This is a genomic window from Nonomuraea sp. B5E05 (assembly GCF_039880665.1).
In the GTDB taxonomy this organism is placed as follows: Bacteria; Actinomycetota; Actinomycetes; order Streptosporangiales; family Streptosporangiaceae; genus Nonomuraea.
Genome location: NZ_JBDPMJ010000012.1, coordinates 100,596 through 126,261 on the forward strand (window position 1 = coordinate 100,596; position 25,666 = coordinate 126,261).

Below are 25,666 nucleotides of genomic sequence, written 5' to 3' on the forward strand. Positions count from 1 at the left end.
GATTCCCTTCTAGTGGTACGGACCACTTAGAAGGGCGGCCAGGGGGATGACGCAGGAGACCAAGTACGAAACGCTCCGGCGCGTCCTCACCGACCTCATCGAGGCGCGGATGGCGCCGCACGACCCGCTGCCGAGCGAGCGCGAGCTGATGCAGCAGTACAACGTCAGCCGCATGACGGTGCGCCAGGCCATCGAGGGCCTGGCACGTGACGGCCGCGTCTACCGGGTCCAGGGGTCGGGCACGTTCGTCGCCGACCCCGGCAAGATCACCAAGTCGCTGACGTTCAGCTCGTTCAGCGAGGACATCAGGGCCAGGCGCATGAAGCCGGGCGGCAGGCTGCTCGTGCTGGCGAGCGAGCCCGCCGAGATCGACGTGGCCCGCGACCTGTTCCTCGAGCCGGGCACGCCGGTCGTGCGCATCACCCGGCTGCGCACCGCCGACGGCGAGCCGATGTGCCTGGAGAACGCCTGGGTCCCCGAGCACCTGGTGCCCGACCTGGCCGCGCGCGGACACGTGGAGAGCCTGTACGCCGTGCTGGAGGCGGCGGGCGCCGCGCCCGAACACGCCGACCAGACCATCTCGGCCACGGTCGTCAACCGCGAGCAGGCCGAACTGCTGGGCGTGCCCAACAACTTCCCGGCGCTGCGGGTCTCGCGGGTGACGCACGACGCGCGCGGCCGGGCGGTGGAGCGGGCCGTCAGCCTGTACCGCGCCGATCGTTACGACTACCGGCTGTCGATCGCGAGGGGGCGCGGGACGTGAGGCTGGGCATCGACATCGGCGGCACCAAGATCGCCGCTGGGCTGGTGACGCCGGAAGGGACGGTCCTCCGCCACGCGTACGCTCCGACACCGGCCGCGGAGGGACCGCGGGCGGTCGTGCGGACCGTGCTGCGGCTGGCCCGCGAGCTCGGCCTGGACGACGTCACCTGCGCCGGGGTGGGCACGGCGGGAGTCGTCGACCCGGCCGGCCGGAAGATCGCCGGAGCGACGGACGCGATCCGCGACTGGGCGGGCACGCCGCTGGCCGCGTCGCTGGAGACCGAGCTGGACCTGCCCGTGCTGGTCCGCAACGACGTGCACGCGTTCCTCGCCGGCGAGCTGGCGGGCTCCCCGTGGGGGACGGCCCTGGGCGTCACCGTGGGCACCGGCGTCGGCGGAGCCCTCGCCCTGGACGGCCGCGTCGTGACCGGCGTCCGCGGAGCCGCCGGCCACGTCGGGCACGTACCTGTCCCCGAGGCGGCGGGCCTGGCGTGCTCGTGCGGCGCCGAAGGCCACGTCGAGGCCGTCGCCAGCGGCCCCGCCATGACAGCCGCCTACACCACCGCCCCGCCCCCGCAAGCCCCTGACCCCCGCGGTGCCCCCCGCAGTGACCCCCGCCGCGACCTGCCCCCTGACCGGCGCCGTGAAAGGGGCATCGACCTGCGCCGTGATCTGGACCGTGACCAGGGTCGTGATCTGCGGCGGGTGGTGGGGGCGGCCAGGGACGGCGACGCGGACGCGGTCGGTGTGCTGGCGCGCGGCGGACGTGCCCTGGGCAGGGCCCTGGCCGGCGTCGTGAACGTCTGGGATCCGGACGTGGTGATCCTCGGGGGCGGGGTGCTGGCCGCCGGAGAGCTCTACCTGGCCCCGCTGCGTGCCGCGCTGGCCGCCGGCGTCCTGCCCGTCCTGGCGGACGTTCCCGTGGTCACCGCCCGTCTCGGGGACGACGCGGTGCTGGTGGGCGCCGCCGCTGCCGCCGGGGAAGCGGAACGGGCACGCCGATGAACCCCGCGCCGGGGCGGAGCGCGCGGATGAGGCACCTCCCGGACCGGCACGAGACGGCCTCGGACCCGGGACGCGACCGGGCTGACCCGGCGGGTGCGCTCGCCGCAGTGAAAGGAAGAGCATGACCGACAGCGAGGTGTTCGGACTCCTGCGCGGTGGCCTGGTGGTCTCCTGCCAGGCCTACGAGGGCGAGCCGCTGCACGGGCCGCAGTTCATGAGCGCGATGGCGCGGTCCGCCGTCCTGGGCGGCGCGGCCGGCGTGCGGATCAACGGCCCGGCCGACGTCGAGGCCGTCCGCGCGGCCGTGTCCGTCCCGGTGATCGGCCTGTGGAAGGACGGCGACGGCGACGTCTACATCACGCCCACGCTCCAGCACGCCCTGACGGTGGCGCGGGCGGGAGCGGACATCGTGGCGGTCGACGCCACCGTCCGCCCCCGCCCTGACGGCCGGAGCCTGGCCGAGACGATCACCGGCGTGCACCAGGCGGGGGCGCTCGTCATGGCGGACGTCTCCACCGCCGAGGAGGGCCTGACCGCCGCCGAGCTCGGCGCCGACTGCGTCTCGACGACCCTGTCCGGCTACACGTCCGCTGCGCCGCCTCCTGACGGGCCGGATCTGGAGCTGGTGGCCGTGCTGGCGGGCAGCCTGGACGTCCCGGTCTTCGCCGAGGGCAGGATCGGCGCCCCCGGCCAGGCCGCCCGGGCGATCGAGCTGGGCGCGCACGCCGTCGTCATCGGCGGCGCGATCACCCGCCCCGCCGACATCACCCGGCGTTTCGCCCAGGGCCTGGAGAAGGCCCGCCCCTGACCTCCTGCCCGTGCCGTCCACCTCCTGACCGCCGGCCCGTGACCGCCCGATCGTGACGGGCCGATCGTGACGGGCCGATCGTGACGGGCCGATCGTGACGGGCCGATCGTGACGGGCCGGCGCTGACCGCCGGCCCGTGCCCGCCGGCTGTGCCCGGCCGGGAGCCGGTAGTGGGTCGGCCAGGTGCGGATCTCCAGGCCGTACGTCTTGCCGGGGCGGACCGGCACCGCGCGGTGGTGCCCGAAGGGGTGGCCGGCCTTGAGCCGGCCCTGGGTGACGCGGACGGTCGTGCCGTCGGGGGCGACGTCCTCGACCACGACCGCGATGTTGCCGTCGGTGGCGCTGAACGCGAGGCGACGAGGATCCGGCCGTACTTCATGACGAGAACTCCTCAGATCGAGATGGCGCCGGTCAGGAGTGCGACGACGGTCATGACGGCGGTGGTGGCGAACGCCCAGCCGAAGATGAAGCGCTGGTGCTGGCCGAGTTGCACGCCGCTCATGCCGACGAGGATGAACGTGGCCGCGGTGAGCGGGCTGAGGGGGAATCCGGTGGTCATCTGGCCGAGGATGGCGGCCCTGGCGATCTCGGCCGGCTCGATGCCGAAGCCGCCGGCGGTCTGCGCCAGCACGGGCAGCACGCCGAAGTAGTAGGCGTCGGGAGTGAAGACGAGGCTGAGCGGCATGCTGGTGATCGCCACGAGCAGCGGCAGGTGGCCGCCGAAGGAGTCGGGGATGACCCCGACGAACGCGGTGGCCATCTGGTCGATCATCTTGGTCCCGGTGAGGATGCCGGTGAAGACGCCGGCCGCGAAGATCATGGTGGTGACCAGGACGACGCTCCTGGCGTGCTTGTCGAGCAGGGCCTGCTGCTTCTCCCAGGTGGGGAGGTTGACGACGGCGGCGATCGCGAAGCCGAGGACGAACAGCACCGGCAGCGGCATCACCTGCAGGACCAGCGCGACCAGCAGCACGACGGTGAGAACGAGGTTGAACGCGGTCAGGGCCGCGCTCCTGCGCTCGGGTGCGAGCCGCGTGCCGGGCCCGTCACCGCGGACCGGCCCGGACTCGGCCTGGACCTGTGGCTCGACCTGGGGCTCGACCTGGGGCTCGACCGGCAGGCCCACGGTGCCCAGGCGGCGGCGTTCCCGCAGCCCGATCAGGTACGCCGCCACCAGCACCCAGACGATGCCCGCGGCCATGGCGGGCAGCACGGGGGCGAACACCTCGGAGCTGTCCAGCTTCAGCACCGCCATCGCGCGGGCGGTCGGGCCGCCCCAGGGGACCATGTTCATCACGCCGGCGCCCAGGCAGACGACACCGGTCAGCACGAGAGGGCTCATGTTGAGCCGCTTGTAGACGGGCAGCAGGGCCGAGACGGTGATGAGGAACGTGGAGGCCCCGTCGCCGTCGAGGGCCACGCACATGGTGAGGACGGCGGTGCCGACGGCGATGCGCAGCGGATCGTCCTTGGCCAGGCGCAGGATGCCCCGGATCAGCGGATCGAACAGGCCGGTGTCGATCATCAGGCTGAAGTACAGGACAGCGAAGGCGATCATGATGCCGGTGGGGGCGACCTTGCCCAGCCCTTCGAGGATCATCGGGCCCATGCCGGCGGCGAAGCCGCCCACGAGCGCCGTGGCCACGGGGACCAGCACGAGCGCGGTCAGGACCGAGACGCGCCTGGTCATGGTCAACACCAGGAACAGGCCGATGGTGAGGAAGCCAAGGATCGCGATCATCGGGGTCCTTTCGCCGGGCGGGAGGTTACGGGCAAGTTTCCGAGCACCGACGTTTCACGTCCACCATCAAAAGTGGATTTATCCATGCGATATGCGCAACAGTGGGTGCCATGGACGCCAGCCTGCGGCAACTCGCCGCCTACGTCGCCGTGGCCAGGGCCGCCGGATTCACCGCCGCGGCCGCGCACCTGCGCGTCTCCCAGTCGACGTTGAGCCGCGCCGTCTCCGACCTGGAACGGGTGCTCGGCGTCCAGCTGCTGGAACGCGACACCCGCAACGTGCAGCTCACCGCGGCCGGCCAGGAGACCCTGCGCGTGGCCGAGCAGATCGTCGACGCCCACCGGTCGGGGATGAAACAACTGCGACGTTACCTGCTCGGCGAGTCCGGCCTGGTCGCCATGGCCACCCTCCCGTCGGTCGCGGCCGTGCTGCTCCCCCGGATGATCTCCGCGTTCCGCGGCAGGCGGCCGGACGTGAGCGTGCGCATCATGGACGGCCTCGAACGCGCCGTGCTGGGCAGGGTGCTGAACGGCGACGCCGACTTCGCCGTCACGACCGTGGGCACGGCCTCCGACCGGCTCGAGCACCGCCCGCTGATCCGCGACCGCTTCCGGGCCGTGCTGCCGGAGAGCCATCCGCTCGCCGACCGCGACGAGGTCACCTGGGAGGACCTGGCCGCCGAGCCGTTCCTGGCCGTCGGCCCTGAGTCGAGCGTGCGCAGGCTCACCGACGCGGCGTTCGAGCAGGCCGGTGCCGTGGTCACGCCCGCGGCGGAGGCCGGCAACGTGGCGACCGTGGGCGGGCTGGTCGCCGCCGGCCTCGGGGTGTCGGCGATGCCCGCGCTCGTGCTGCCGTTGCTGGGGCCGGGGCACGTCGTGCACCGCGAGCTGACCGGGCCCGCGGTCGAACGGCGCCTGGACATCGTGGTGCGGGCCCGGCGGACCCTGCCGCCCGCCGCCGCCGCGTTCCTCGACCTGCTGGACGAGGCCCGTGCCGAAGGGCGGGAGGTGCCGGCCGGCGCGGCCTGGATCGCCACTGATGCACGAACCGCATGAATATATCCGGTCGTCCTGCTGGACCCGCATTTCTCCGCCCATGCACGATGAATTTCCGTTGACCAGGACGAAGGAGTTCATGCGTGGCCTCTGAACAGCGCGGGCAGTTGCGCGGCTTGAAGGTGGTGGAGTTCGCCCACGTGGTCGCCGGGCCGCTGGCCGGGTCCATGCTCGCCGACCAGGGCGCGGACGTCGTCCACGTCGAACCGCCCGGCACCGGCGACGCCGCCCGCGCGATGGGGCCGGCGCGTGACGGCGTGCCGCTGTGGTTCAAGGTCGCCGGCCGCAACAAGCGCTCCGTCACCCTGGACCTGCACGATCCCGGCGGCCGCCAGGTCGCCCACCGGCTGGTGGCCTGGGCCGACGTCGTGATCGTCACGCTGCGCGCGTCGCGGCTGCGCGCCTGGGAGCTCGACTGGGAGGCCGTGCACCGGATCAACCCCCGGGCCGTCCTGCTGCAGATCTCCGGGTTCGGCGCGACCTCGTCACTGGCCGACGCCCCCGGCTTCGGCAAGGTCGGCGAGGCCCGCAGCGGGGTGGTGCACCTGACCGGCTTCCCCGACGGGCCGCCCGTGCACACGGGCTTCTCCCACGGGGACGCGGTGACGGGGCTGATGGGCGCGTACGCCGTGCTCGCCGCCCTGCACCGCCGGGCGAACGATCCGTCGTTCGACGGCGAGTGGATCGACCTCGCCCTCTTCGAGCCGCTGTTCCGGCTCGTCGAGTGGCAGGTCATCACCCACGACCAGCTGGGCGTCGTCCCCGGCAGGTCCGGCAACCAGCTGGCCGTCGCGCCCGCCGCCGTCATCAACACCTACCTCTCGGCCGACGCCCAATGGATCACCGTCACCTCCGCCACCCTGCGCTCGGTCCTGAACGTCGTCCGCCTCGTGGGCCTGCCCGAGGAGGAGTACGCCACCACCGAGCAGCAACTCGCCGGGCGCGTACGCCTGGACGCCGTCCTGCGCGGCTGGGTGGCGGCGCGGACCACCGAGGAGTGCCTGCGCGCGTTCGCCGAGGCCGAGGTGGTCGCGTCGCCCGTCTTCACCGCCGAGGACATCGCCTCCGACCCCGTCTACGCCGAACGCGGCGACATCGTCACCGTCGACGACCCCGACCTCGGGCCCGTGCGCATGCAGGCCGCGCTGCCGCACTTCCACCAGGCGCCCGGCGGCGTCTGGCGCACCGGGCCCGCGCTCGGCGAGGACAACACCCTCGTCTACCGCGACTGGCTCGGGCTCGACGCCGGCGAGCTGGCGAAGCTGGAGGAGCGCGGTGTCATCTGACCGGCCGCGGCTGCGCTCCCTGCTGTTCGTCCCCGGCACCAGGACCGGCTGGCTCGCCAAGGCCGAGGCGGCGGGGGCCGACGCGGCCATCCTCGACCTCGAGGACGCCGTCCCGCCGGCCGGGAAGGCAGCCGCCCGCGCCGATGTGGCCGAGGCCGTCGCGAACGCGACCGGCGACATGGCGCTCCTCGTCCGGATCAACCCGCTCGACGGCTGGGCGGGCGCCGAGGACCTGCGCGCCGTCGCCCACCCCCGTCTGGCCGGGGTGGTCCTGCCCAAGGTGACCGGCCCCGCCGACGTGCGGCTGGCCGACCGGCTGCTGATTTGGTGCGAGCGCGAGCACGGCCTGCCCGAGGGGCGGCTCGCCCTGGTGCCGCTGCTGGAGAGCGCCGCCGCCCTGCGGGAGGCGTACGAGATCGGGCGCGCCGCCCCGCGCGTCGCCTATCTCGGAGCGGTCACCGGCAAGGGCGGCGACGTCGAACGCGCGGTCGGCTACCGCTGGAGCCGCGACGGGACGGAGACCCTCGCCCTGCGCTCCCGCGTCCTGCTCGACGCGCGCGCCGCGGCCGTGCCCTGCCCGGTCGCGGGCCTGTGGACGGACATCGCCGACCTCGACGGGCTGCGCGCCTTCGCCGGGCAGAACCGTTCCCTGGGCTACGAGGGGATGATGGCCATCCACCCGTCCCACGTACCGGTGATCAACGAGGTGTTCTCGCCGAGCCCCGAGGAGCTCGCCCGCTACGAGCGGCTGGTCGCCGCCGTGGACCGGGCCCAGGCGAGCGGGGCCGGCGCGATCACCTTCGAGGGCGACATGGTGGACGAGGCCATGGCGGCCAGAGCACGGGCCGTCCTCAGGGCCCACGCCACGCGGCCGGACGCGTGAAAGGGTTGGCGCGCGGGCCCGGCGATCGGATAGACCTTGCAGCCGGATGGAAAATAACGACCTGACCGTGCGCCCGATCACCGGGCGCGACGAACTCGGCCTCTTCTCCCGGCTGCCCTACGTCCTCAACGAGGAACTCGCGGACGACCTCGCCGCCGGCCGCAGGCGACCGCAGTGGATGTGGGTCGCCCTTCGCGGCGACCGCCTGGTGGCCAGGGCCGCCTGGTGGTGCCGGGCCGGTGACGAAACCCCCTTCCTCCTCGACGTCTTCGACCTCGACGACGGCGGCCCGGACGACGACCGCGTGGACGTCGGCGTGCGGCTGTTGCGGACCGCCATGGCCGGCGTCGTCCCGGCAGGGGCCCGGCCGCCCGAGTACGGTCGCTTCGTCCCGCCCGGCTGGCGTGACGACGGGGCGGCCAGGCGCGCCGTCGAGGACCGCATGGCCGCGCTGGAACGGACCGGCGCCCGCCTGTTCGTCGAGCGCCTGCGCCTGGAGTGGCGTCCGGGAACGCCGATCCCCGAGCCGAGCGGGCGCCTGAGGTTCCGGCAGGTCCGCGACACCGAGGAGATCCTCTCCCTGATGACCCGGGTCCTCGACGGCACCCTCGACGCGCACAGCAGGGACGACCTGACCCGGATGCCCGCCCGCGAGGCCGCCGTCGGACACTACGAGGACGAGCTCGCGCGTTATCGCAGCCCGCGCGACTGGTGGCGGGTCGCGACGCTGCCGGACGGCGAGCCGGTGGGGTTCGTCACCCCGGCCCGCAACGACTACAACCCCGTCATCGGCTATCTCGCCGTGGTGCCCGCGCACCGGGGCAACGGCTACATCGACGACATCCTCGCCGAAGGCAGCCGGATCCTCGCCGCGCAGGGTGTCCCGCGCATCCGGGCGGCCACCGACCTCGGCAACGTCCCCATGGCTAACGCCTTCCGGCGCGCCGGATACGTCGACTTCGAACGCTCGATCATCATGACCTGGCCGTGAGCAGGGGCATCCGGGGGAGGTCCCCCACCCCGGTCAGCGGCTGAGGAGCCCGGCGAAGATCTCCACCAGTTCGGGCCGGTCGAACGGGCCGACATGGGGTGCGGCGACGCTGCGCACGTCGGTCGGGTTGTCCGGAGTGAGCCGGTCGGCCTCCTCGATGAACCGGTCCTGCAGCGCCGGCGGGATCAGCCGGTCGAGGGTGAGCCGCACGTAGGTCCGGGGAATCCGGCCCCAGGTGTGCGTTTCGCCCCGCGCCTCGGCCAGGGGAATGCTCGCGCTCTCGTCCGGCTCCAGCATGCTGAGCAGCCGGCTCACCTCCTCGTCGGTGAAGTCGCCGGCCAGGGCCTCCTTGACGCCCTGGAACACCGCCGGGTCGGCCGAACGCCAGTTGAGCCGGCTCACTCCCAGGACCGCCGGATCGGCGACCATCGCCGCGGTCACCCGGGAAAGCAGGCTGTCGCCGTTCTCCGGCGTCCCGAGATAGGCGGTCAGGTTCGGCAGCTCCACGCAGCAGTACGCCGCGACGTAGACGACCCGCTCGAGCAGGTCGGGGATGGCGTTGCCGACCCTGCTCACGGTGACGCCTCCCTGGCTCATGCCGGCGAGGATCACGGGCCCGTGGCTCCGGGCGCGGCGCACCACGTCCACGACGTGCTCGACGTAGTCGTCGATGGTGATCTTCGCGAGGGGCGACGGTTCGGTCGCCAGTGCCTCGAGGTCCTGCGGCGCCTGGTACGAACGGGGGTAGAACGCCTGGCGGCCGTGTCCCGGCAGGTCGACCGCCACGCAGCGGTGGCCGCGCAGGGTGAGTTCGCCGATCAGTCCCGAAACCGCAACCGACGAGGCGTTGGTGCCGTGGACGATCACCAGGGTGGGCGGTCGCCGGTCGGCGTCGTGGGTGGTTGTCATGGACGTGGTCTCCTTCTGTCCGTCTGTCGGGTGGTGGGGTCGGCGGTCAGCGGCGCGGTTGGCGCCACATCGGCCACAGGAGCGGGCTGTCCGCCACGCGTACGGGCTCGCCGCGGTCCTCGAATCCATGCCGCTGGTAGAGGGCGCGGCTGCGGGGTGAACTCGCCTCCAGGTAGGCGGGGAGCCCGTCGGCGTCCGCTCGTTCCAGCCGGTGGCGCAACATCGCCGAGCCGAGCCCGGCGCCCTGCCGCCCGCTGATCACTCCCATGCAGGGGAGGTAGAGGTGGGCTTCGTGTTGGGGGTGCCGCGGGGCCAGCGCCTGGCCCAGGGCCCGCAACCGCGCGCCGCTCTCGCCGAGGACCGCGTTCTGGCCCACTGCGTCGGGGTTCTCCTCGTGGGGCGTCCGGCCCGCGGCCGGCGTCTGCCACACCGAGGCGCCCGCGGAACCGCCGGCCAGGTACGCCTCAGCGGTGGGGTGGGTGAGCATCGGGCGGTAGAAGTACGCCTGGAGGCGACCCCGCCCGCCCGCGTCGGGGAAGAGCCAGCAGGCGAGGGGATCGTTCATGAACGCCTCGGTCAGGACGTCCAGCACCCTTTGCTGGTCCGCGTCGCCTGCCCGCCGCACGGATGCGTACGGTGTATCAACTGGCATGCGTACATCGTATGGACATGGCGCCCCAATGTGTGCGAGCAGAGAAAATATGGAGCACAGAGTGCACTAGTACGAGATTGAATGACCTAGTACACTGGCTCGGCGATGCAGCCGTCAGATCCGGAGGTTCAATGCCGTCGCAGAAAGAAGCGCCCTACCGGCGGATCGTCGCGGAGCTCCGCGCCCGGATCCAAGCCGGCGACCTGCGGCCAGGCGATCGTGTGCCCTCCATCCGGCAGATCGCCCAGCGCTGGGGCGTCGCGGTCGCGACCGCGACCAGGGTGATGGCCACGCTCCGCGACGAGGGGCTGGTCGAAACGAAGGTCGGCGCCGGCACGGTGGTCAGCGCCCGCGAGGGCCGGCTGCGTCCTGCCGCCCCGAGACGGCGGCAGGACGCCACCCCCAAACCGGCACTCGACCGGAAGCAGGTGCTCCGCACCGCCATCGCGATCGCCGACGTCGAGGGGCTCGACGCGGTGTCCATGAGGCGGCTCGCGGCCGAGCTCGACGTCGGACCGATGTCGCTCTACCGCCACGTGGCCGGCAAGCACGAGCTCGTGACGCAGATGGCCGACGAGGCCTTCGGCGAACCAGAGCTGCCCGTCCCGGGGCCGGACGGGTGGCGGGCCAAGCTCGAACTGGTCGCCCGCCTGCAGTGGGAGTTGTGCCGGCGACACCTCTGGCTGCCCAGCGCCGTCTCGTTCATCCGCCCGCTGCTCGTGCCCGCCATGATGGCGCACACCGAGTGGACCCTGCGCGCGCTCGACGGGCTCGGGCTGACGATGGCGACACGGATGCGCGAGGCGCTCACGCTGCACGCGCTGGTCATTCCCGTCGCCCAGTCCATGGCGGCCGAGGTCGAAGCCGAGCAGGAGACCGGCGTGACCCTCGACCAGTGGCGGCTGTCCCAGCGGAAGCGGACCGGCGAACTCCTCGGCAGCGGACGATTCCCGCTGCTGGCCACGGCTCAGGAGGACGTGGTGTCGGACTTGGACGGATTGTTCGAATACAGCCTTGCCCGCCATCTCGACGGTTTCGCCGCCCTGGTGGCGGACCAGCCCTGACCCCGGTAGGGGCCGCTCATGCACCGCCGGGCGTGCGGCGCGCGAGCCACCCCGGGCGACCACGCGGGGCGCCTCAGCCCGTGAGGTTCTTGAGGGTCTCCCTGGCGATCTCCTCCGCTCCCTGCAGGAGTTCTTCCTCGGGGACGGGCCGGCTGTCCTTGTTCGGGAGGATTTCGCGGCCCTTGTTGTCGGAGCCGTGGAAATGGATGTCGATGGTGGCGTTGCCTCTGACGACGAGAATCCAGGCCATCGCCCTCCGTCTGTCGGTGTGCTCGTTGTAGATCGCGTACGCCCCGTCGCCGAGATCACTGATTTCCTTGATCTCCCCATATTTCGTGTTGTACGGGGCGCCCTTGGTCTGGCCCGAGTCGTCACGCATCGAGCGCCACGAGAAGTCGGCGTCGTCCAGGGCGGAGTCGTTGTCCGGGAAGACGTTGACCTTGACGGTGAACGAGCGGGACTCGTTGTACCCGCCCTTCATGTTGTAGCCCTTCTGGTTCCACGCGCAGTCCTTCCGCTTCGCGCCGTAACCGTCCTTGGCCACACCCGGCTCGGACTCGCTCTTGGGAGCCAGCCGCGAGGTCAGGCTCGCGGGGAGCAGGTCGCACACCTCGGGGACGTCCTGCAGCGGCGGGAAGGTGGAGGTCACGGTGGAGGAGGGCGAGGCCTGCGCCGTGTCCTGCGGGGATGCGGTGGGCGGGCTCGCGGTGGGGCCGAGGGTGGGGTCCGCGGTGGGCTGGGTGGCCGGAGCGCCGACCTTGCCTCCGGGGTCGGGGGGCATCGCGACCGGAGGCTGCGTGCCCACGTTCCGCACGGCGATGAGAGCCCCGCCGAGCACCGCGACCGTCGCGGCGGCGGCCATGATGCCCATCGCCCACCCTGGTGGCTTCGAGGTCGACGGCTGCCCGCTGCCCTGGTCCGGCCAGAAAGACGCAGGTGGCACAGGTGGTGCTGTGGTCATCGTCGCTCCCAGGGCTCGGACTCATGCGATTGATTGCGGCGTGAAATATAGCGAATTGAAACCTGCCCTCAATACTGTGGCCGGGTGCCGGGTAACGGGGAAGGAAAAATCGCGGGCCGCTACCGAGTGTTGCAGACACTCGGCCAGGGCGGCATGGGCACGGTATGGCTCGCCCACGACGAGCTCCTCGACCGCCACGTCGCGGTCAAGGCCCTGCTGCTGCCGGAGTCGCTCACCGCGGCCGAACGCGAGGAGGCGCTGCAGCGCGCGACACGTGAGGCGATGGCCGCCGCCCAGCTACGGCATCCGAACATCATCACGGTCCACGACGTGCTCACCCACAACGGCCTGCCCACGATCGTCATGGAGATGCTCAAGGGCCGCGATCTGAAGGACGCCGTGGCCGCGGAGGGCCCGTGGGCGCCGGAACGCGCGGCGGCGCTCGGGCTGCGGGTGCTGGACGCGCTGTCGGCCGCGCACGCCCACGGCATCCAGCACCGCGACGTCAAACCGGCCAACGTGTTCCTGACCGACGACGGACGAGTGGTGCTCACCGACTTCGGCATCGCCCGGCTGGAGGACCAGGCCACGATCACCGAGTCGGGCCTGCTCGTCGGCTCCCCCGGCTACATCGCCCCGGAGCGGCTGCGCGGCGAGCGCGGCGGCCCGGCCTCCGACCTGTGGTCCCTGGGCGCCACCCTCTACTCCGCGGTCGAGGGCCAGGCCCCCTACACCGGCACCTCACCCATGGCGGTGCTGCGCGACGCGCTGACCCGGCCGCCCCGGCCTCCCCAGCGTGCCGGACGGCTCGGCCCGGTGCTCATGCACCTGCTGGCGCGCGAGCCGTACCAGCGCCCCGATGCGCGGCTGGCAGCCCACCTGCTGCGGCAGGTGACGGAAGGCGGGCAGGGCGCCGCCCCGCCGTCAGGGCCCATGACCGCATCCCTGTCCGCGCCTCCATCCGCGTCCCCATCTGGGCCCTCATCTGGGCCCCTGACCGTACCGCGCAGGGACGGCAGGCGCGGGCCGGTCCTCGTCGGCGCCGGCCTGGTCGCGGCCGTGGCGGCCGTGGCGGCCACCGTCGCGCTCCTGCCGCGATCGGCGCCGGCCACCCCGCAGCCCACCGCGACCACCGCGACCACCGGCACGCTTGCCGCCACCTCCGCCCCCGTTCAGACTCCTGCGGCGACACCCTCCGCCACGGCGACGGCCGCGAGGTTCGGCGGGCCCGTGGACGTGTGCGCCCTTCTGACCCCCACCCAGGTGCGCTCGCTGGTCCCGAAGGCCTCCCCCAAGGGCACGAGCGAGGGCGAAGGCTGCGCGTGGACGGCGCACGGCAACGGCGTCGCCGTCGTCCCGGCGAAGCCGGTCACGCTGGAGAGCGCCTGGGGACGCAGCGTGGACGAGGCATCGGAGAAGTTCGTCAACATGCTCAACGGCGCCGAGTCCGGCTCGAAGATCACGTGGAAGTGGCCTGACATCGGCATGGAGAACGCCGTCATCCAGGAGAGCAAGGCGTACACGGAAGTCAACGGCATCGGTGACGAGGCGTTCAGTTACGAGCTCATCAGCAACAAGGGCCAGGTGGAACGGCACGACGTGATCTTCCGTATGAGCAACGTCGTGATGCAGATCAGATACGTCGATGTGAAAAAGATCGGCGACAACGAGGCCATGCGCAAGGGCGCGCGTGACGCCGCCCGATGGGTCGCGGCGGCGCTAGGACGCCAGGGGTGATGATGCGGTGAACCAGCCACGACTCGTGGGCGGGCGCTACCAGTTGATCGCGCAGATCGGCAGGGGCGGGATGGGTGTCGTATGGCGCGCCCACGACACGGTGATCGGGCGCGAGGTGGCGGTCAAGCAGGTGCACCTGCCCGCGAACCTGTCCCCTGACGACCACGCACGGCTGCGCGAGCGCACCCTGCACGAGGCGCGCGTCGCGGTCCAGGTCAGGCATCCCGCCGTGGTCGCGATCCACGACGTGGTCGTGGAGGGGGCCGAGCCGTGGATCGTCATGGAGCTCGTCAAGGGCCGCTCCCTCGACGAGGTCGTGAAGTCGGGCGGGCCGCTCTCACCTCAGTGGGCCTCCTCGATCGGGCTGTTCGTGCTGTCCGCGCTGGCCGCCGCGCACACGCGCGGGCTGCTGCACCGCGACGTCAAGCCGGGCAACGTGCTGCTCGCCGACGACGGCCGCATCCTGCTGTCCGACTTCGGCATCGCCACCAGAGCCGGCGGGCAACAGGGCGGCGCGCCGATGGGGACACCGGGGTACACCGCTCCCGAGGCGCTCACCGAGGAGCCCGGCCGGGCCGCCGGGCCCGCCGCCGACCTCTGGTCGCTCGGGGCGACGATCTACACCGCCGTCGAGGGCGTGCCGCCGTTCGCGCGTCCGACCGCCATGGCCACGCACGGCGCGGTGATGACCGAGCCGCCCAGGCCACCCCAGCGGGCGGGCGCGCTGGGGCCCGTGCTCATGCGGCTGCTGGAGAAGGAGCCCGCACGGCGCCCGGACACGGTGGCGCTGAGGGCGGCCCTGCAGCCCTTCACCGGCGGCACCGCCGCCACTATGCCCGCGGGCTCGCACCAGGTGTCCTGGGTGCTGCCCGAACTCCCGGTGTACGGGTCCGCCGCGGCCGTGCTCGCCTTCTTCGTGACGGCGGTCGCGCTCATCCTGACCAGCACCCCGCCCGCCGCCCCGCCCACCACCCTGGTGAGCACCGGGGCCCCCACGACACCGCCCACAGGACCTACCACAGCGACAGGCCCGACGACGGCGGCGCCCACGCCGACCGCCACGGGCACGCCCGTCGCGCGCACGCCCGGCAAGTTCACCGCGATCCCCCGGCCCTGCCAGCTGCTCACCAGAGACCAGGCCACCGAGGTCGTGGGCAAGTACATGACCAGCAGCGTGGAGCCCACCGTCAAATGCACGTGGAGCAAGCCGCGCGACGACAAGAGCCTCTCGCTCAACCTCACGCTCTTCCTCTATCCGCAGCAGGGCGACGGTTACGAGACCAAGCTGGCCGAGGAACACGTGCAGGGCGCCAGGGCCAAGGCCGAGTCGGAGGCCGGACGCGGCGGCAGCGGCGGCGAGCAGGGCGAGGTCTTCGAGATCCCCGGCGCCGGCGACGGGGCCGTCGGCTGGGAGAAGAGCGAGACCACGTTCAGCACCAAGAAGTCCTCGGTCTACTCGGTGTTCAGGACCAGCAACATCGTGGGTGAGATCCGCTTCACGCGCAACGTCGAGAAGGAGCCGGGGTTGCGCGAGAAGACGGAGAAGGCGATCAAGCACCTCGTCCAGAACCTCGACGCCAAGGCCTGACCCATGCACGTGATCGCCAGGCGATACCAGCTGCTCGCTCCCCTGGGCGCGGGCGGCGCGGGCACGGTGTGGCGGGCCCGCGACACCGTGCTGGGCCGCGAGGTCGCGGTCAAGGAGGTGCGCCTGCCCGCCGACCCGGCCAGGAGGGACAGAGCGCTCACGGACACGCTGCGCGAGGCCCGCGCGGCGGCGTCACTGAACCATCCGGCGATCATCACCGTGCACGACGTCCTCGCCGAGCAGGGACAACCGTGGATCGTCATGGACCTGCTCCCCGGCCGGTCGCTGGCCGACCTGCTGCGGGAGAGCGGCAGGCTGCCGCCCGGCCAGGTCGCGTCCATCGGGCTGCGGGTGCTCGACGCGCTGGAGGCGGCGCACCGGCGCGGGATCCTGCACCGGGACGTGAAGCCGGGCAACGTGATGATGACCGACTCCGGCGAGGCCGTCCTCACCGACTTCGGCATCGCCGCGCACATCGACGACACCCCGAGCGCGACCGCGGCGGCCGAGCGGCCGGGGGCGGCCGGCTCACCGGGGTACGTCGCGCCGGAACGCCTGCGCGGCGAGCCCGCGGGGCCGGCCTCCGATCTCTGGTCGCTGGCCGCCACCCTGTACACGGCGGTGGAGGGGCGCAGCCCTTTCCACCGCGACTCCCCCATGGCGATCGTCGCGGCGGTGCTCACCCAGCCTCCGCCGCCACCGGTCAGCGCGGGGCCGTTCGGCGGGCTGCTGGCGGCGATGCTGGACAAGAACCCGGCCGCGCGCCCCCACCCGCAGCAGGTAAGAGCGGCACTCCAGCCGATCGCCGCTCCCCTGCCGGCGCGCCGCTCGGTGATGACGGCGACCACGGTGCCGGTCGCCTCCAGGAAGAGCAGGCTTCCCGTCGTGCTCGGCGGCCTGGCCGCCGCCACCGCCGTCGCCATCACGGCGGTGGTCCTGGTCAACACGTCCGCCACCACCGAGCCCCCGAGGAACACGCCGATCGCCCAGGCCCCGTCCTCCTCGCACCCGCCGGTCTCCACCCCGCGTCCGCCGGCTTCCACCCCGGCGACCACGCCCGCGCCCGCGCCGAAGGGGGACGGTCGCTTCGCCGCGGCGCCCGAGGCCTGCCGGCTGGTGAGCGACCAGGAGGCCGAGAAGATCATGCCAGGGGTACGCAGGCGTGCGGGCGGCCTCGACACCACCAAGTGCGGCTGGGCGGTCGGCATGTTCAAGGACGTCGTCGACATCCAGATCACGCACTCGCCGCAGGTGGCGACGGCGCGGAAGATCCTGACCAGCAGGAAGCGTGCGCAGGACTCCAAGAAGGGCAGCGCGCAGGGCAGCACCTACCAGGCCGTGCGCGAGCTCGAAGGCCTCGGAGACGGGGCCTTCGCCCAGAACTGGTGGTCGACCGCGTTCCCGCAGGCCCACAGCATCGTGTGGGTACGCGTCAGCAACCTCGTCGTCGAGATCGACTCGGCCGCCGCCGACAGTGCCGAGCTGAAACCCGAGCACCAGGACCGAGCGGTCAAGGTGGCCCGCGCGATCGTGGACGCGCTCAGGGATGTCCCGTCGGCGGAGACCGGCTGATGCGCGCGGCGTCCACCCAGAAGTCCCCGAGAGGAGGAGTGGCGTTCCCCGGGCTCCGCGGACGACCGGAGCCCCGCGCCACGGAACCACATGAACGAGGTACCCACCCCGCCCCGCTCCCCCCGGCCCGGCGGCGTCCGGGTCACGCCCGGCCTCCTCGGCGGGGCCATGGCGGTGCTCGTGCTGATGGTGTTCACGGTCGCCTTCCTGCTGACGAGGCAGGAGCCGCCGCCCGCGCCGCCGAGCGAACCCGTCGCGGCGCGGACGAAGCCCTCGTCCGCGCCGCCCAGCACACAGCCGCCCAGCACGCAGCCCCCGACGAGCGAGCCGCCCCCGACCGGTGAGGCGAAGTTCTCCGGCGACGTCGACCCGTGCGAGCTCCTCGGCGAGGAACTGCTGACCAAGCTGGTGATCTTCCCCAAGCAGCAGAAGATCTACAAGGAGGAGTGCGAGTGGACGACCCTGCCCTCGTACGGGGCCGGGCTTCCCACCAACATGACCTTCAGGCTGAAGGTGTACACCAAGGTGTTCCCCGACGGGGTGACGCAGGCGCACGAGCAGTTCGTCGCCCGCCGGCACGAGGCGTCGCTCATCCCCCGGGGCTACACCAAGGCCGAGCCGGCGGTCGGGGACGATTCCTATGTCACCGCGTACACGCTGGAGGGCAGCGACAGGGGGCCCACGAAGGCGGTCGTGGGGGTCCGGGTGAGCAACGCGGTGGTGGAGGTCGAGTACGGCCGCTCCGTCACCGAGGACGCCGAGGGCAGGCTGACCGCGGGCGCGCTGGAGACGGCCCGCGCGGTCGCGCAGAAGCTCGGCAGCGGCGGGGGGTGAGGGGCCCGGGGCGGTGCCCCGGGCCGGTTCTCAGGACCAGGTGACCGGCAGCGCGTGCACGCCGAAGATGAGCATCTCGTTGCGGACCGGCACCTGGTCGGCCGGGACCGCGAGGCGCAGATCCGGCAGGCGGGAGATCAGCTCGCCCAGCCCTGTCCGCATCTCGACCCGGGCCAGCTGCTGACCCAGGCACTGGTGGATCCCATGGCCGAAGGCCAGGTGCGGGGCGCGCGAGCGGTGCACGTCGAGCGCGTCGGGATCGGACCAGTGCCGCGGGTCACGGTTGACCTCGGGCGTGGCGATCACGACGGTCGCGCCGGCCGGGAGGTCCACGCCGCCCAGCGTCACCGGCTCCGTGGTGACCCGGCTGACCCCGAGCTGGATGATCGACAGGAACCGCAGCAGTTCCTCCACCGTGTTGTCGATCAGGCCGGGGTCGGCACGCAGCGCCGCGAGCTGGTCGGGGTGCTCCAGCAGCGCGAACATGCCCAGACCCAGCATGTTCGCCGTGGTCTCGTGGCCCGCGTTGAGCAGGATGAGCGCGACGTCGACCAGTTGCGCGTCCGTCAGGGGCGGGTCGGCGTCGTGGACGAGCCCGGACAGCAGGTCATCGGCGGGGTTCGCGCGTTTGCCCGCCACCAGCCGCTGCATGAACGCGTAGAGCTCGGCGCGCGCGACGGCCTGCTCCTCCGGGGTCGCGTTCGCGTTCAGCCCGATCGACATACGCTTCTGGAACAGCTCGCGGTCGGCGTAGTCCACGCCCAGCAACTCGCAGATGACCAGCGACGGCAGCGGCAGCGCGAACGCCGGCACCAGATCGGCCCGCGTGCCCGCCGCCTTCATCGCCTCGATGTGCTCGACCGCGATCTCCCTCACCCGCGACTCCAGCTCCCGCATCCGCCGCACCGTGAACTGGCCCGTCAGTAGCCGGCGCAACCGGGTGTGCTCCGGCGGGTCCATGAAGACGAAGAGCCCGTCCTGCCGCTCCGCCACCTCCGGCTTGCGCGGCTGCGCCTCCATCTCGGACACCTCGTGCGGCTGCAGCGACGTCGCGTCCCGGTGGCGCACCTTGTCGGCGCTGAAACGCGCGTCCGACAGCACCGTACGGGCCTCCTCGAACCCCGTCACCAGCCACGCCCGTGCGCCGTTCAGCAGGTCCAGCGGCCGGACCGCGCTCTCGCCTCGCAGGCCCGGCGGCGGATCGAACGGGCAACGCCCACGCTCCACCAGCTCCGCCGGCAGGATCCGCCGCATCTCCGTGGGGTTCACGCTCGGAGACTCCTCGGTCAAGCTGTCTTCGGCCATCAGCACGTCCTTGTTCTCGGTCGAGGTCACTCAGAAGACCCTACAAAGATGCACGGCGCGCATCAATGCTCGTCGTGCAAGAACACGCGGTATCGGGGTCAGTCCCCCTTCACGGAGCAGATCGCCGATCCGATCACGGCCGTGACCTTCTCCGGATGCGAGATCAATCAACCAGAAGGTGGTCTTCACCGGCAGCATGAATCTCAATCCCTCATCGCTGCGCGAGAACGACGAGACCATGCTCCGCATCACGGACCCGGAGGTCCATCGGGCCTTCAAGTACAACTTCTGGGACGTCCGGGAGGCCGCCGACGTCGACGTCCAGACCAGCAAGAAGCGGGCGGCGCGTCTGCCCGCCACGGTCGAGTCCCCCGGCGAACGAGCGGAGTGAGCGCCGCGACGCCCGCGCCCGCTAGCGCAGCGACGTCGTCACCAACTGCGGGCTCGCCTGGATCTCGGCCTCGGTGAACCGTTCGCTCACCCACTGGCCGCGCGAGAACAGCTCGGTCTGGTCGGCGTGGTGCGGCGAGGCCGCGTTGGCCGACAACGAGTACGTCAGCACGGTACGGGTGCGCGGCCCCTCCGGGGTCAGCTCCACGGCCATCATGAAGCTGGAGCCGGCGTTGACCTCCGGGTAGCGGCCGTCCTTCCCGAGCGGGCCGCCGGTACGGATCCGGTCGAAGCAGCCCTCCCCCTCGGTGCATCCCGGCACCGCGACGGCGCCGTACCGCTGGGCCTGCCCCGGCGTGAGCGTCAGCGGGACGTCGTTGGCCGTGAAGAACCGCACCGCGTCGGCCAGCGCGGTCCGCACCACCGGAACGGTGATGTCGAGCCCGCGCGGCGTGGTGAGCGGGTGCTCGGCGTCGAACGGCACCTTCCACCAGCTCCTCGGCGGGGCGATCGACCCGTCGGGCCGCTTCTGCGGGCCGTTGAGACCCATGAAGAACTCCCGCCACAGGATCGCGCCCCGGCTGCCGAGGCGGGCCCGCCCGTCCCAGGCCGCCAGCGTGGCGCAGGCCCGGCGGACGTCGACCTTCTCGCCGTCGCTCGCCGTCATCACGGGCTCGGCCCGGCACAACGTGCGCAGATCGCGGCGGAGCAGTTCGGCGCTCAGGTTGCGCTTGCCGGTGGCCGCCTTCTGGAGGGTCTCCAGGGTGAAGCCGGGCGCGCCGAGCCCGTCGTCGCCCGACAGCCGCTGCGCGATCATGTCGAGGCCGACCCGGGTCCGCAGGTCCCGCATCGTACGGACGTTGCCGTAGATGTGCGGATAGTCCGTGAGCGGGGCCTCGGGATTGGTCAGCCAGGGACTGGCGTTGGCGTTCGCCACGTAGTCGGCGCGGACCAGCCGGGGCTGGGCGGCCGGGCCGAAGATGCCCGGCTCGATCGCGTCCGCGTCCTCGCCCCACAGGCAGTCCGACGTGGAGCCGTCCAGGATGAGCGGCTCGGGGTCGTCCTTGGCGCGGCAGCGCTCCGCCTGCTCGTCGGTGACGTGCGGGACGACCGAGGCGTCGGCGAAGTACGCCTGGCCGCCGACGTCCGTGGCGAGCGTGTAGACGAAGGGCATGCCCTGGTACGTCTCCTGCGCGCGCCGCAGGGCGATCACGTCGGGGGCGGCGCTCATGGCCAGCCACTCGTCGGCGAAGCGCAGGTTGACGGCGTTGGCGTCGGCCAGGGCGACCGCCGTCTCCTCCGTCCAGCCGTTCGCCAGCACCGGGCCGTACCGGGAGGTGTACAGGGTGGTGGTGACGGGCTTGACCGCGCCCTGGGCGTCCCGGACGGTGACCGTGACCTCCTGCCGGCCCATCGGCTCCGGCCTGCCGTCCACCAGGTACGTGGTGCGCTGCCCCGGCGCCAGCTCGAGCTGGTAGAGGGTGAAGCGCTGGGCGTGGGAGACGGTGTGCGTCCAGGCCATGCTCGCGTTGTGGCCGATCTGGACCATGGGGGTGCCGTAGAGACTGCCGCCCGCCACGTCGAGCACGCCCGGGATGGTCAGGTGGACCTGGTAGAAGCGGCGGCTGCCGTTCCACGGGAAGTGGGGGTCGGCCAGCAGCATGCCGTGGCCGCCGCGGGTGGCTTCGCGCCCGATGGCGTAGGCGTTGCTGCCGGGGGCGGTCACCCTCTTCGAGGGACGTTTCTCCTCCGCCTGCCCGGAGGCGGCGATGGCCTCCTTGAACTGGGAGCTGCCTCCCAGGCGGCCGAGGTCGAGCAGGTTCATCCAGACGTCCGTGGCGGTGATGGGGCCGACCCACGCCTTGCCCCGGCAGGCCGGGTCGGGCAGCCTGGCCACGCCCGTTTCGCTCAGATAGCGGTTGAACCCGGCGACGTAGCCGTCCACGAGCGCGCGCAGTGCGGTGCTTGGGCCGTGGGGCGCGGGGCGGGCGAGCACCCGGCGCAGCGCGCCCGACGCCTCGACGCTCTTGTAGTACACGTCGCTGGCCAGGTTGGAGATCGGGTCGGTGACGTCGTCCGACATCGCCTCGGCGCCGAAGTGGCGCGACCGCTCGCCGCGCAGGGTGAGCGCCCACGAGGCCATGACGCACAGGTTGTCCTGCGCGAACGCGTAGCCGTAGCCGTAGCCGAGGCCGCCGTGGTTCTTCGCGGAGATGTGCGGGATGCCGTACTCGGTGCGCCTGATGTCGGCGGCGTAGCGGCCTTCGGCGGCTCGCGCCGGGGCGACGCCGCTCCCCGGCGCCGCGACGAGGAGGGCGCCGGCCAGTGCCGCTACGAGCGCTGCGGCCATCCGCCGGAGGAGGGTCATGGTCATCGGCAGTCCTGTTCCAAGCGGGCCTGTTCAGAGCGGGCCCTGGTCGATGCGGGCCCTATTCGAAGCGGGCATTGTCGGGGGCGGTCACGCGCTTGAGCAGCGGCAGGCCGGCGGTGATCACCGCCATGGCGGCCAGCAGCCCGCCGCCGAGGGTCAGGAAGTAGGCGGGGCCCGGCAACGCCGGCGGCGCGCTCTTGATGGCCAGCTGGTCGATCAACGGCTCGGCCACGCCGAAGCCGGCGGCCGCCGCCACCAGGGCCGCCAGCACCATGGGGACGGCCGTCTCCAGCAGCACCACCCTCGACAACGTCCGCGTGGGCGTGCCGCACAGCCGCAGCAGCGTGAACGGCTGCCTGCGCTCCACCACGCCGCCGGTGACCGCCACCAGCAGGCCGCAGCCCGCCACCAGCAGGGTCAGCGCGACGATGGCCAGCGCCACGCGTTCGGCCTGGTCGAGGAGCACGGCGCGGGCCTGGGCGACCTCGGCGAACGTCAGCGGCGTCTCGGCGCTGCCGGCGCGGGCGACGTACGGGGTGAGCAGCGTACGGATCTCTTCGAGGACGGCCGGGTCGTCGGCGCTGATCAGCACCGCCGCCAGGGGCAGGCCGGCCGAGGCGGCGGGCGCGGCCGTGTTGGCCGGGTCGACGAGCGGCAGGTTGCGGTCGACGGAGAGCATGTTGTCGCCGGTCAGCAGCCGGTTGAAGTCGGCCGCCACCGCGCGGATGCCCGGGACGCACCGGCCGAGCGCGGGGAATCGGGCCAGGGCGTCGCAGTCGACCACGTGAGCGAGAAGGAAGTCGGGCCGGCAGCCGGGGCCCGGGTCGCACGGCGGGGGGCCGCCGGGCCAGGGCGGCGTGTCGGCCCTGCGGTGGATCGGCAGGACGGTGACGCCGGGACGGGCGCGGATCTCGGCGAGCAGCTCGGATGCCGTGTCAGGCGGCAGGGGCAGGCCCGGGGCGACCTCGGCGTAGCCGAACGACGCCCGCATGACGGTGTTCAGCGTGCCGCCGCCCGCGGCCCGCTGGCCCGAGACGACGGCGGGGACGATGCCGGCGACGGCCGTGCCGATGAAGACCGCAAGCACGATGCCGTTCACCGACCTGAAGGCGCCCTTGGGGTCGGCCGCCAGCCGCTGGGCGGCCAGCAGCGTCGCCGCGCCGGGCGTGACCCTGGCGACCAGCCGCGCGGCCAGCATCGTCAGCCAGGGTCCGGCCACCACGAGACCGACCATGATCAGCGCCAGGCCGACGTCGACGAGCACCGCGTCCGGTTCCCTGCCGTCCGCGAACACCGGGCCCGCGAACAGTCCCAGCCCCGCCACGAGCGGGACGATCCGCCACCATCCCGGAGCGGAGGCCCGTACCTTGCCTGCCACGCCGAGCGGCGTGATCCGCACCCGGCGCAGCGACCACAGGGCGGCGCCGGCGGCGGCGAGCGGCACGCCCGCGACCACGGCGGCGTACTGGAGCGCGGTGGGCGCGACCACGTCGGGGAAGAAGCGGGAGCCGGTGATGGCGACGCCGGCCAGGGCGGGACGCACCGCCTGAAAGACCGCGATGCCGGCGAGCGCGCCCAGGAGCGCGCCGAGCGCCGCGTCGACCGACGCGATCGTGTTGATCTGGCGCGCGGTGGCGCCCGCCAGCCTGATCGCCGCGAAGCGCGCCTCGCGGCGGGCGGCGGCCAGGCGCGTGGCCGTGCCGATGAGGACGAGCAGCGGAACGATCAGGCCGACGGCGGCGATGCCGAAGCCGTGCTCGTACAGCGCCGTGGTGTCGTCGGCGGCCGGGGTGGTGGCGACGGCGTCGACGGCCACGGTGCCGGCCATGGCGGCAAGCTCGTCGGGGGTCCGGCCCACGACGACGACCAGGTCGTCGGGGCCGGACAGCGCCGCCCGCCCGATCAGCCCCGTACGGGTGCCCGGGAAGCGGTCGGCGAGTCGCTCCCGTGGCACGGTCTCCATCAACGCGGCGAGCGCCGGCGAGACGTAGAGCCGCCCCGCTCCGGGCAGCGCAGGGATGCCGGGAAGCCTCGGCGCGGGTGTTCCCGCGTGGAGCACGGCGACGTCGAGACGCTTGATCGGGCGGCCCGCGTAGGAGTCCTGGCGGTGGTTCCACAACACGGCGCCCGGGGTGGCGCCCAGCGCCCAGCCACCCGGCGCGGAGCCGGTCGTGCACTCCCAGCAGGGCCGGCCCGCGGTCACCTGGAAGGCGTTGAACAGCGACACCGTGGACAGCAGCACCGTCACCCCCATCGCGACGGCGGCGGTGACGAGCACCAGCCGGACGGCCGCCTCCCGGCCGCCGCGCAACGACAGCCGCAGGCCCAGCCACAAGGTCATCGCACGGCCTCGCCGGCGTAGGGATCGGTGATCCTGCCGTCGCGCACCACGACCTCCCGGTCGGTGCAGGCGGCGACGCGGGCGTCGTGGGTCACCACGACCACGGTCGTGCCCTCCTGACGGGCCAGGCCGACGAGCAGCTCCATGACCCTTTCTCCGGTGAGCGAGTCGAGCGCGCCGGTGGGCTCGTCCGCGAAGATCACCTTGGGCCGTGTCACCAGCGCCCTGGCGATCGCCACGCGCTGCGCCTGCCCTCCGGACAGCTCGCCCGTACGCCGGCCGCCCAGCTCGTCCAGCTCCAGCCGCCGCAGCCAGCCGTCCGCCCGCTGGTAGGCCTGCCTGCGCCCGACCTTGCCGAGCAGCAGCGGGAGGGCGACGTTGTCGGCCACCGTGAGCTCCGGCACCAGCCGGCCGAACTGGAAGACGAAGCCGAACGCGGTGCGGCGCAGCTCGGACCGCCTGGCGTCGCTCAGGGTGTCCAGCCGCCGCCCGTCGAACCAGACCTCGCCCTTGTCGGGGCTGAAGATCCCGGCCAGGCAGTGCAGCAGCGTGGACTTGCCGGAACCGCTCGGGCCCATGATCGCCAGAATCTCACCCGCCGCCACGAACAGGCTCGCCTCGCGCAACGCCGGCGTCCGGCCGTACGAACGGTCGATGGAACGGGCCTCCAGCAGCGGGCCCGGCACGGGAAGGGCGTCAACGGTCATGCGGGCCGGACCGTTTCCGCCAGCGCGCCCAGCCGGGCCGCGGTCACGTCGATCCAGCGCAGGTCGGCCTCCAGATGGAACATGCCGTGATCGGCCAGCAGGGCGTCCACGAGAGCGCCGCCCCGTTTGACCTCCGACAGCTCGCGCATGCGCCGCATGTGCGTGGCGCGCTGGAGGTCCAGGAAGCGCTGCGCGTCGTGGCCCAGCATCAGCGCCAGCACCACCTTCGTGAACAACACCGTCTGCAGGTACGGCTCCGCCGCCACCGGCTCGGCCAGCCACGCCCCCACCTCGTGCCTGCCTTCCGGGGTGATGGCGTAACGCTTGCGGTCGGGGCCGTCGCCGCGCTCGCTCTGGCCGGCCGTGACCTTGCCGTCCCTGGCCAGGCGGGCGAGCGTCGAATAGACCTGCCCGAAAGGGAGCGGCTTCCCCCTGCCGAAGTAGGTGTCGTAGTCGCGCTTCAGGTCGTAGCCGTAGCTGGGCTCGCGGTCCAGGAGGCCCAGCAGCGCCAAGGGGACTGTCATGACGGCGACTATACACTGGAGGTATATCCGCGGAGTATAAGGGCGTGGCGCATACGGTCATGACGACCGGGCGTCAGGCGTTCCTCTCCTGAGAACCGCCGCACACCTCGGCCCGCCGATCCAGACGGCTCGGGCGACGCTGCCGGGCTCGACGCCAGCGGCGCGCTAGAGACGCGCTAG

General features: G+C 72.7%; 23 protein-coding genes. 13 read left to right on the forward strand and 10 right to left on the reverse strand.

Annotated elements, in window-relative coordinates; genetic code table 11:
* The first annotated feature begins 46 nt into the window (after window positions 1–46).
* The 3 genes from ABGB01_RS23210 to ABGB01_RS23220 all read left to right on the forward strand — a co-directional run bounded on the left by ABGB01_RS23210 (window position 47) and on the right by ABGB01_RS23220 (window position 2,575).
* Entirely contained in the window at window positions 47–763 is a 717-nt protein-coding gene (locus ABGB01_RS23210; RefSeq protein ID WP_347775635.1) for a GntR family transcriptional regulator, read from the forward strand.
* The gene (locus ABGB01_RS23215) at window positions 760–1,767 is read left to right on the forward strand and encodes an ROK family protein (protein WP_347775636.1); all 1,008 of its coding nucleotides are present in this window, start codon (window positions 760–762) and stop codon (window positions 1,765–1,767) included. The genes ABGB01_RS23210 and ABGB01_RS23215 overlap by 4 nt, the downstream gene beginning before the upstream one ends.
* A 121-nt stretch (window positions 1,768–1,888) precedes the next feature.
* Window positions 1,889–2,575 (forward strand): N-acetylmannosamine-6-phosphate 2-epimerase, encoded by a 687-nt coding sequence (locus ABGB01_RS23220; RefSeq protein ID WP_347775637.1) that lies wholly within the window; start codon window positions 1,889–1,891, stop codon window positions 2,573–2,575.
* A gap of 391 nt (window positions 2,576–2,966) precedes the next feature.
* On the opposite strand, the gene ABGB01_RS23225 is transcribed toward ABGB01_RS23220, so the two are convergent.
* Window positions 2,967–4,316 (reverse strand): citrate:proton symporter, encoded by a 1,350-nt coding sequence (locus tag ABGB01_RS23225; RefSeq protein ID WP_347775638.1) that lies wholly within the window; start codon window positions 4,314–4,316, stop codon window positions 2,967–2,969.
* Window positions 4,317–4,426: 110 nt separating this feature from the next.
* Here ABGB01_RS23225 and ABGB01_RS23230 point away from each other — a divergent pair, with 110 nt between their 5' ends.
* The 4 genes from ABGB01_RS23230 (at window position 4,427) to ABGB01_RS23245 (ending at window position 8,531) form a co-directional block, all read left to right on the forward strand.
* On the forward strand, window positions 4,427–5,371 hold the full coding sequence (locus ABGB01_RS23230) for a LysR family transcriptional regulator (RefSeq protein ID WP_347775639.1): 945 nt from the start codon (window positions 4,427–4,429) through the stop codon (window positions 5,369–5,371).
* 83 nt (window positions 5,372–5,454) lie between these two features.
* Window positions 5,455–6,657: a CoA transferase gene (locus ABGB01_RS23235; protein WP_347775640.1), complete on the forward strand. Its 1,203-nt coding sequence runs from the start codon at window positions 5,455–5,457 to the stop codon at window positions 6,655–6,657.
* A complete protein-coding gene (locus tag ABGB01_RS23240) occupies window positions 6,647–7,540 on the forward strand; it encodes a CoA ester lyase (RefSeq protein ID WP_347775641.1) in 894 nt (297 codons plus the stop codon). Before ABGB01_RS23235 ends, ABGB01_RS23240 begins: the two co-directional genes overlap by 11 nt.
* 46 nt (window positions 7,541–7,586) lie before the next feature.
* Window positions 7,587–8,531, forward strand: coding sequence for a GNAT family N-acetyltransferase (locus tag ABGB01_RS23245; RefSeq protein ID WP_347775642.1), 945 nt, complete (start codon window positions 7,587–7,589; stop codon window positions 8,529–8,531).
* A gap of 33 nt (window positions 8,532–8,564) precedes the next feature.
* Here the strand turns inward: ABGB01_RS23245 and ABGB01_RS23250 are convergent, their stop codons facing one another.
* Both ABGB01_RS23250 and ABGB01_RS23255 read right to left on the reverse strand, forming a co-directional pair.
* On the reverse strand, window positions 8,565–9,440 hold the full coding sequence (locus tag ABGB01_RS23250) for an alpha/beta hydrolase (protein ID WP_347775643.1): 876 nt from the start codon (window positions 9,438–9,440) through the stop codon (window positions 8,565–8,567).
* Window positions 9,441–9,486: 46 nt separating this feature from the next.
* Entirely contained in the window at window positions 9,487–10,092 is a 606-nt protein-coding gene (locus ABGB01_RS23255; RefSeq protein WP_347775644.1) for a GNAT family N-acetyltransferase, read from the reverse strand.
* Window positions 10,093–10,223: 131 nt separating this feature from the next.
* On the opposite strand from ABGB01_RS23255, the gene ABGB01_RS23260 reads away from it, so the two are divergent.
* Window positions 10,224–11,156: a GntR family transcriptional regulator gene (locus ABGB01_RS23260; protein ID WP_347775645.1), complete on the forward strand. Its 933-nt coding sequence runs from the start codon at window positions 10,224–10,226 to the stop codon at window positions 11,154–11,156.
* A 73-nt stretch (window positions 11,157–11,229) separates the two neighbouring features.
* Here the strand turns inward: ABGB01_RS23260 and ABGB01_RS23265 are convergent, their stop codons facing one another.
* Window positions 11,230–12,027, reverse strand: a complete 798-nt coding sequence (locus ABGB01_RS23265) for a hypothetical protein (RefSeq protein ID WP_347775646.1) — start codon at window positions 12,025–12,027, stop codon at window positions 11,230–11,232.
* Window positions 12,028–12,201: 174 nt separating this feature from the next.
* Between ABGB01_RS23265 and ABGB01_RS23270 the strand changes: the two genes are divergently transcribed.
* The 4 genes from ABGB01_RS23270 (at window position 12,202) to ABGB01_RS23285 (ending at window position 17,848) form a co-directional block, all read left to right on the forward strand.
* Window positions 12,202–13,854 carry a serine/threonine-protein kinase gene (locus ABGB01_RS23270; protein WP_347775647.1) on the forward strand — a complete coding sequence of 551 codons (1,653 nt, stop codon included), beginning with the start codon at window positions 12,202–12,204 and terminating at the stop codon, window positions 13,852–13,854.
* Window positions 13,855–13,861: 7 nt separating this feature from the next.
* On the forward strand, window positions 13,862–15,442 hold the full coding sequence (locus tag ABGB01_RS23275; protein WP_347775648.1) for a serine/threonine-protein kinase: 1,581 nt from the start codon (window positions 13,862–13,864) through the stop codon (window positions 15,440–15,442).
* 3 nt (window positions 15,443–15,445) lie between these two features.
* On the forward strand, window positions 15,446–17,014 hold the full coding sequence (locus ABGB01_RS23280; RefSeq protein ID WP_347775649.1) for a serine/threonine-protein kinase: 1,569 nt from the start codon (window positions 15,446–15,448) through the stop codon (window positions 17,012–17,014).
* A 90-nt stretch (window positions 17,015–17,104) separates the two neighbouring features.
* Window positions 17,105–17,848: a hypothetical protein gene (locus tag ABGB01_RS23285; protein WP_347775650.1), complete on the forward strand. Its 744-nt coding sequence runs from the start codon at window positions 17,105–17,107 to the stop codon at window positions 17,846–17,848.
* A 30-nt stretch (window positions 17,849–17,878) separates the two neighbouring features.
* Here the strand turns inward: ABGB01_RS23285 and ABGB01_RS23290 are convergent, their stop codons facing one another.
* Both ABGB01_RS23290 and ABGB01_RS23295 read right to left on the reverse strand, forming a co-directional pair.
* Window positions 17,879–19,183 carry a cytochrome P450 gene (locus tag ABGB01_RS23290; RefSeq protein WP_347775651.1) on the reverse strand — a complete coding sequence of 435 codons (1,305 nt, stop codon included), beginning with the start codon at window positions 19,181–19,183 and terminating at the stop codon, window positions 17,879–17,881.
* Window positions 19,184–19,351, reverse strand: coding sequence for a hypothetical protein (locus tag ABGB01_RS23295; protein ID WP_347775652.1), 168 nt, complete (start codon window positions 19,349–19,351; stop codon window positions 19,184–19,186).
* Here ABGB01_RS23295 and ABGB01_RS23300 point away from each other — a divergent pair.
* On the forward strand, window positions 19,350–19,544 hold the full coding sequence (locus tag ABGB01_RS23300; protein WP_347775653.1) for a hypothetical protein: 195 nt from the start codon (window positions 19,350–19,352) through the stop codon (window positions 19,542–19,544). The two genes, ABGB01_RS23295 and ABGB01_RS23300, sit on opposite strands and share 2 nt — an antisense overlap.
* A gap of 21 nt (window positions 19,545–19,565) precedes the next feature.
* On the opposite strand, the gene ABGB01_RS23305 is transcribed toward ABGB01_RS23300, so the two are convergent.
* The 4 genes from ABGB01_RS23305 to ABGB01_RS23320 are packed head-to-tail and all read right to left on the reverse strand — an operon-like array spanning window position 19,566 to window position 25,486.
* On the reverse strand, window positions 19,566–21,917 hold the full coding sequence (locus ABGB01_RS23305) for a penicillin acylase family protein (RefSeq protein WP_347775654.1): 2,352 nt from the start codon (window positions 21,915–21,917) through the stop codon (window positions 19,566–19,568).
* Window positions 21,918–21,972: 55 nt separating this feature from the next.
* On the reverse strand, window positions 21,973–24,255 hold the full coding sequence (locus ABGB01_RS23310) for an FtsX-like permease family protein (RefSeq protein ID WP_347775655.1): 2,283 nt from the start codon (window positions 24,253–24,255) through the stop codon (window positions 21,973–21,975).
* On the reverse strand, window positions 24,252–24,962 hold the full coding sequence (locus ABGB01_RS23315) for an ABC transporter ATP-binding protein (RefSeq protein ID WP_347775656.1): 711 nt from the start codon (window positions 24,960–24,962) through the stop codon (window positions 24,252–24,254). Before ABGB01_RS23315 ends, ABGB01_RS23310 begins: the two co-directional genes overlap by 4 nt.
* Window positions 24,959–25,486 (reverse strand): PadR family transcriptional regulator, encoded by a 528-nt coding sequence (locus ABGB01_RS23320; protein WP_347775657.1) that lies wholly within the window; start codon window positions 25,484–25,486, stop codon window positions 24,959–24,961. The genes ABGB01_RS23315 and ABGB01_RS23320 overlap by 4 nt, the downstream gene beginning before the upstream one ends.
* Between the last annotated feature and the right edge of the window lie 180 nt (window positions 25,487–25,666).

Bases quoted from the DNA above. Each gene is read 5' to 3' on its own strand.
- ABGB01_RS23210 (WP_347775635.1), top strand. From the start codon at position 47: ATGACGCAGGAGACCAAGTACGAAACGCTCCGGCGCGTCCTCACCGAC.
- ABGB01_RS23220 (WP_347775637.1), top strand. From the start codon at position 1,889: ATGACCGACAGCGAGGTGTTCGGACTCCTGCGCGGTGGCCTGGTGGTC.
- ABGB01_RS23225 (WP_347775638.1), bottom strand. From the start codon at position 4,316: ATGATCGCGATCCTTGGCTTCCTCACCATCGGCCTGTTCCTGGTGTTG.
- ABGB01_RS23230 (WP_347775639.1), top strand. From the start codon at position 4,427: ATGGACGCCAGCCTGCGGCAACTCGCCGCCTACGTCGCCGTGGCCAGG.
- ABGB01_RS23245 (WP_347775642.1), top strand. From the start codon at position 7,587: ATGGAAAATAACGACCTGACCGTGCGCCCGATCACCGGGCGCGACGAA.
- ABGB01_RS23250 (WP_347775643.1), bottom strand. From the start codon at position 9,440: ATGACAACCACCCACGACGCCGACCGGCGACCGCCCACCCTGGTGATC.
- ABGB01_RS23255 (WP_347775644.1), bottom strand. From the start codon at position 10,092: ATGCCAGTTGATACACCGTACGCATCCGTGCGGCGGGCAGGCGACGCG.
- ABGB01_RS23260 (WP_347775645.1), top strand. From the start codon at position 10,224: ATGCCGTCGCAGAAAGAAGCGCCCTACCGGCGGATCGTCGCGGAGCTC.
- ABGB01_RS23265 (WP_347775646.1), bottom strand. From the start codon at position 12,027: ATGGGCATCATGGCCGCCGCCGCGACGGTCGCGGTGCTCGGCGGGGCT.
- ABGB01_RS23280 (WP_347775649.1), top strand. From the start codon at position 15,446: ATGCACGTGATCGCCAGGCGATACCAGCTGCTCGCTCCCCTGGGCGCG.
- ABGB01_RS23285 (WP_347775650.1), top strand. From the start codon at position 17,105: ATGAACGAGGTACCCACCCCGCCCCGCTCCCCCCGGCCCGGCGGCGTC.
- ABGB01_RS23300 (WP_347775653.1), top strand. From the start codon at position 19,350: ATGAATCTCAATCCCTCATCGCTGCGCGAGAACGACGAGACCATGCTC.
- ABGB01_RS23295 (WP_347775652.1), bottom strand. From the start codon at position 19,351: ATGCTGCCGGTGAAGACCACCTTCTGGTTGATTGATCTCGCATCCGGA.
- ABGB01_RS23305 (WP_347775654.1), bottom strand. From the start codon at position 21,917: ATGACCATGACCCTCCTCCGGCGGATGGCCGCAGCGCTCGTAGCGGCA.
- ABGB01_RS23310 (WP_347775655.1), bottom strand. From the start codon at position 24,255: ATGACCTTGTGGCTGGGCCTGCGGCTGTCGTTGCGCGGCGGCCGGGAG.
- ABGB01_RS23315 (WP_347775656.1), bottom strand. From the start codon at position 24,962: ATGACCGTTGACGCCCTTCCCGTGCCGGGCCCGCTGCTGGAGGCCCGT.
- ABGB01_RS23320 (WP_347775657.1), bottom strand. From the start codon at position 25,486: ATGACAGTCCCCTTGGCGCTGCTGGGCCTCCTGGACCGCGAGCCCAGC.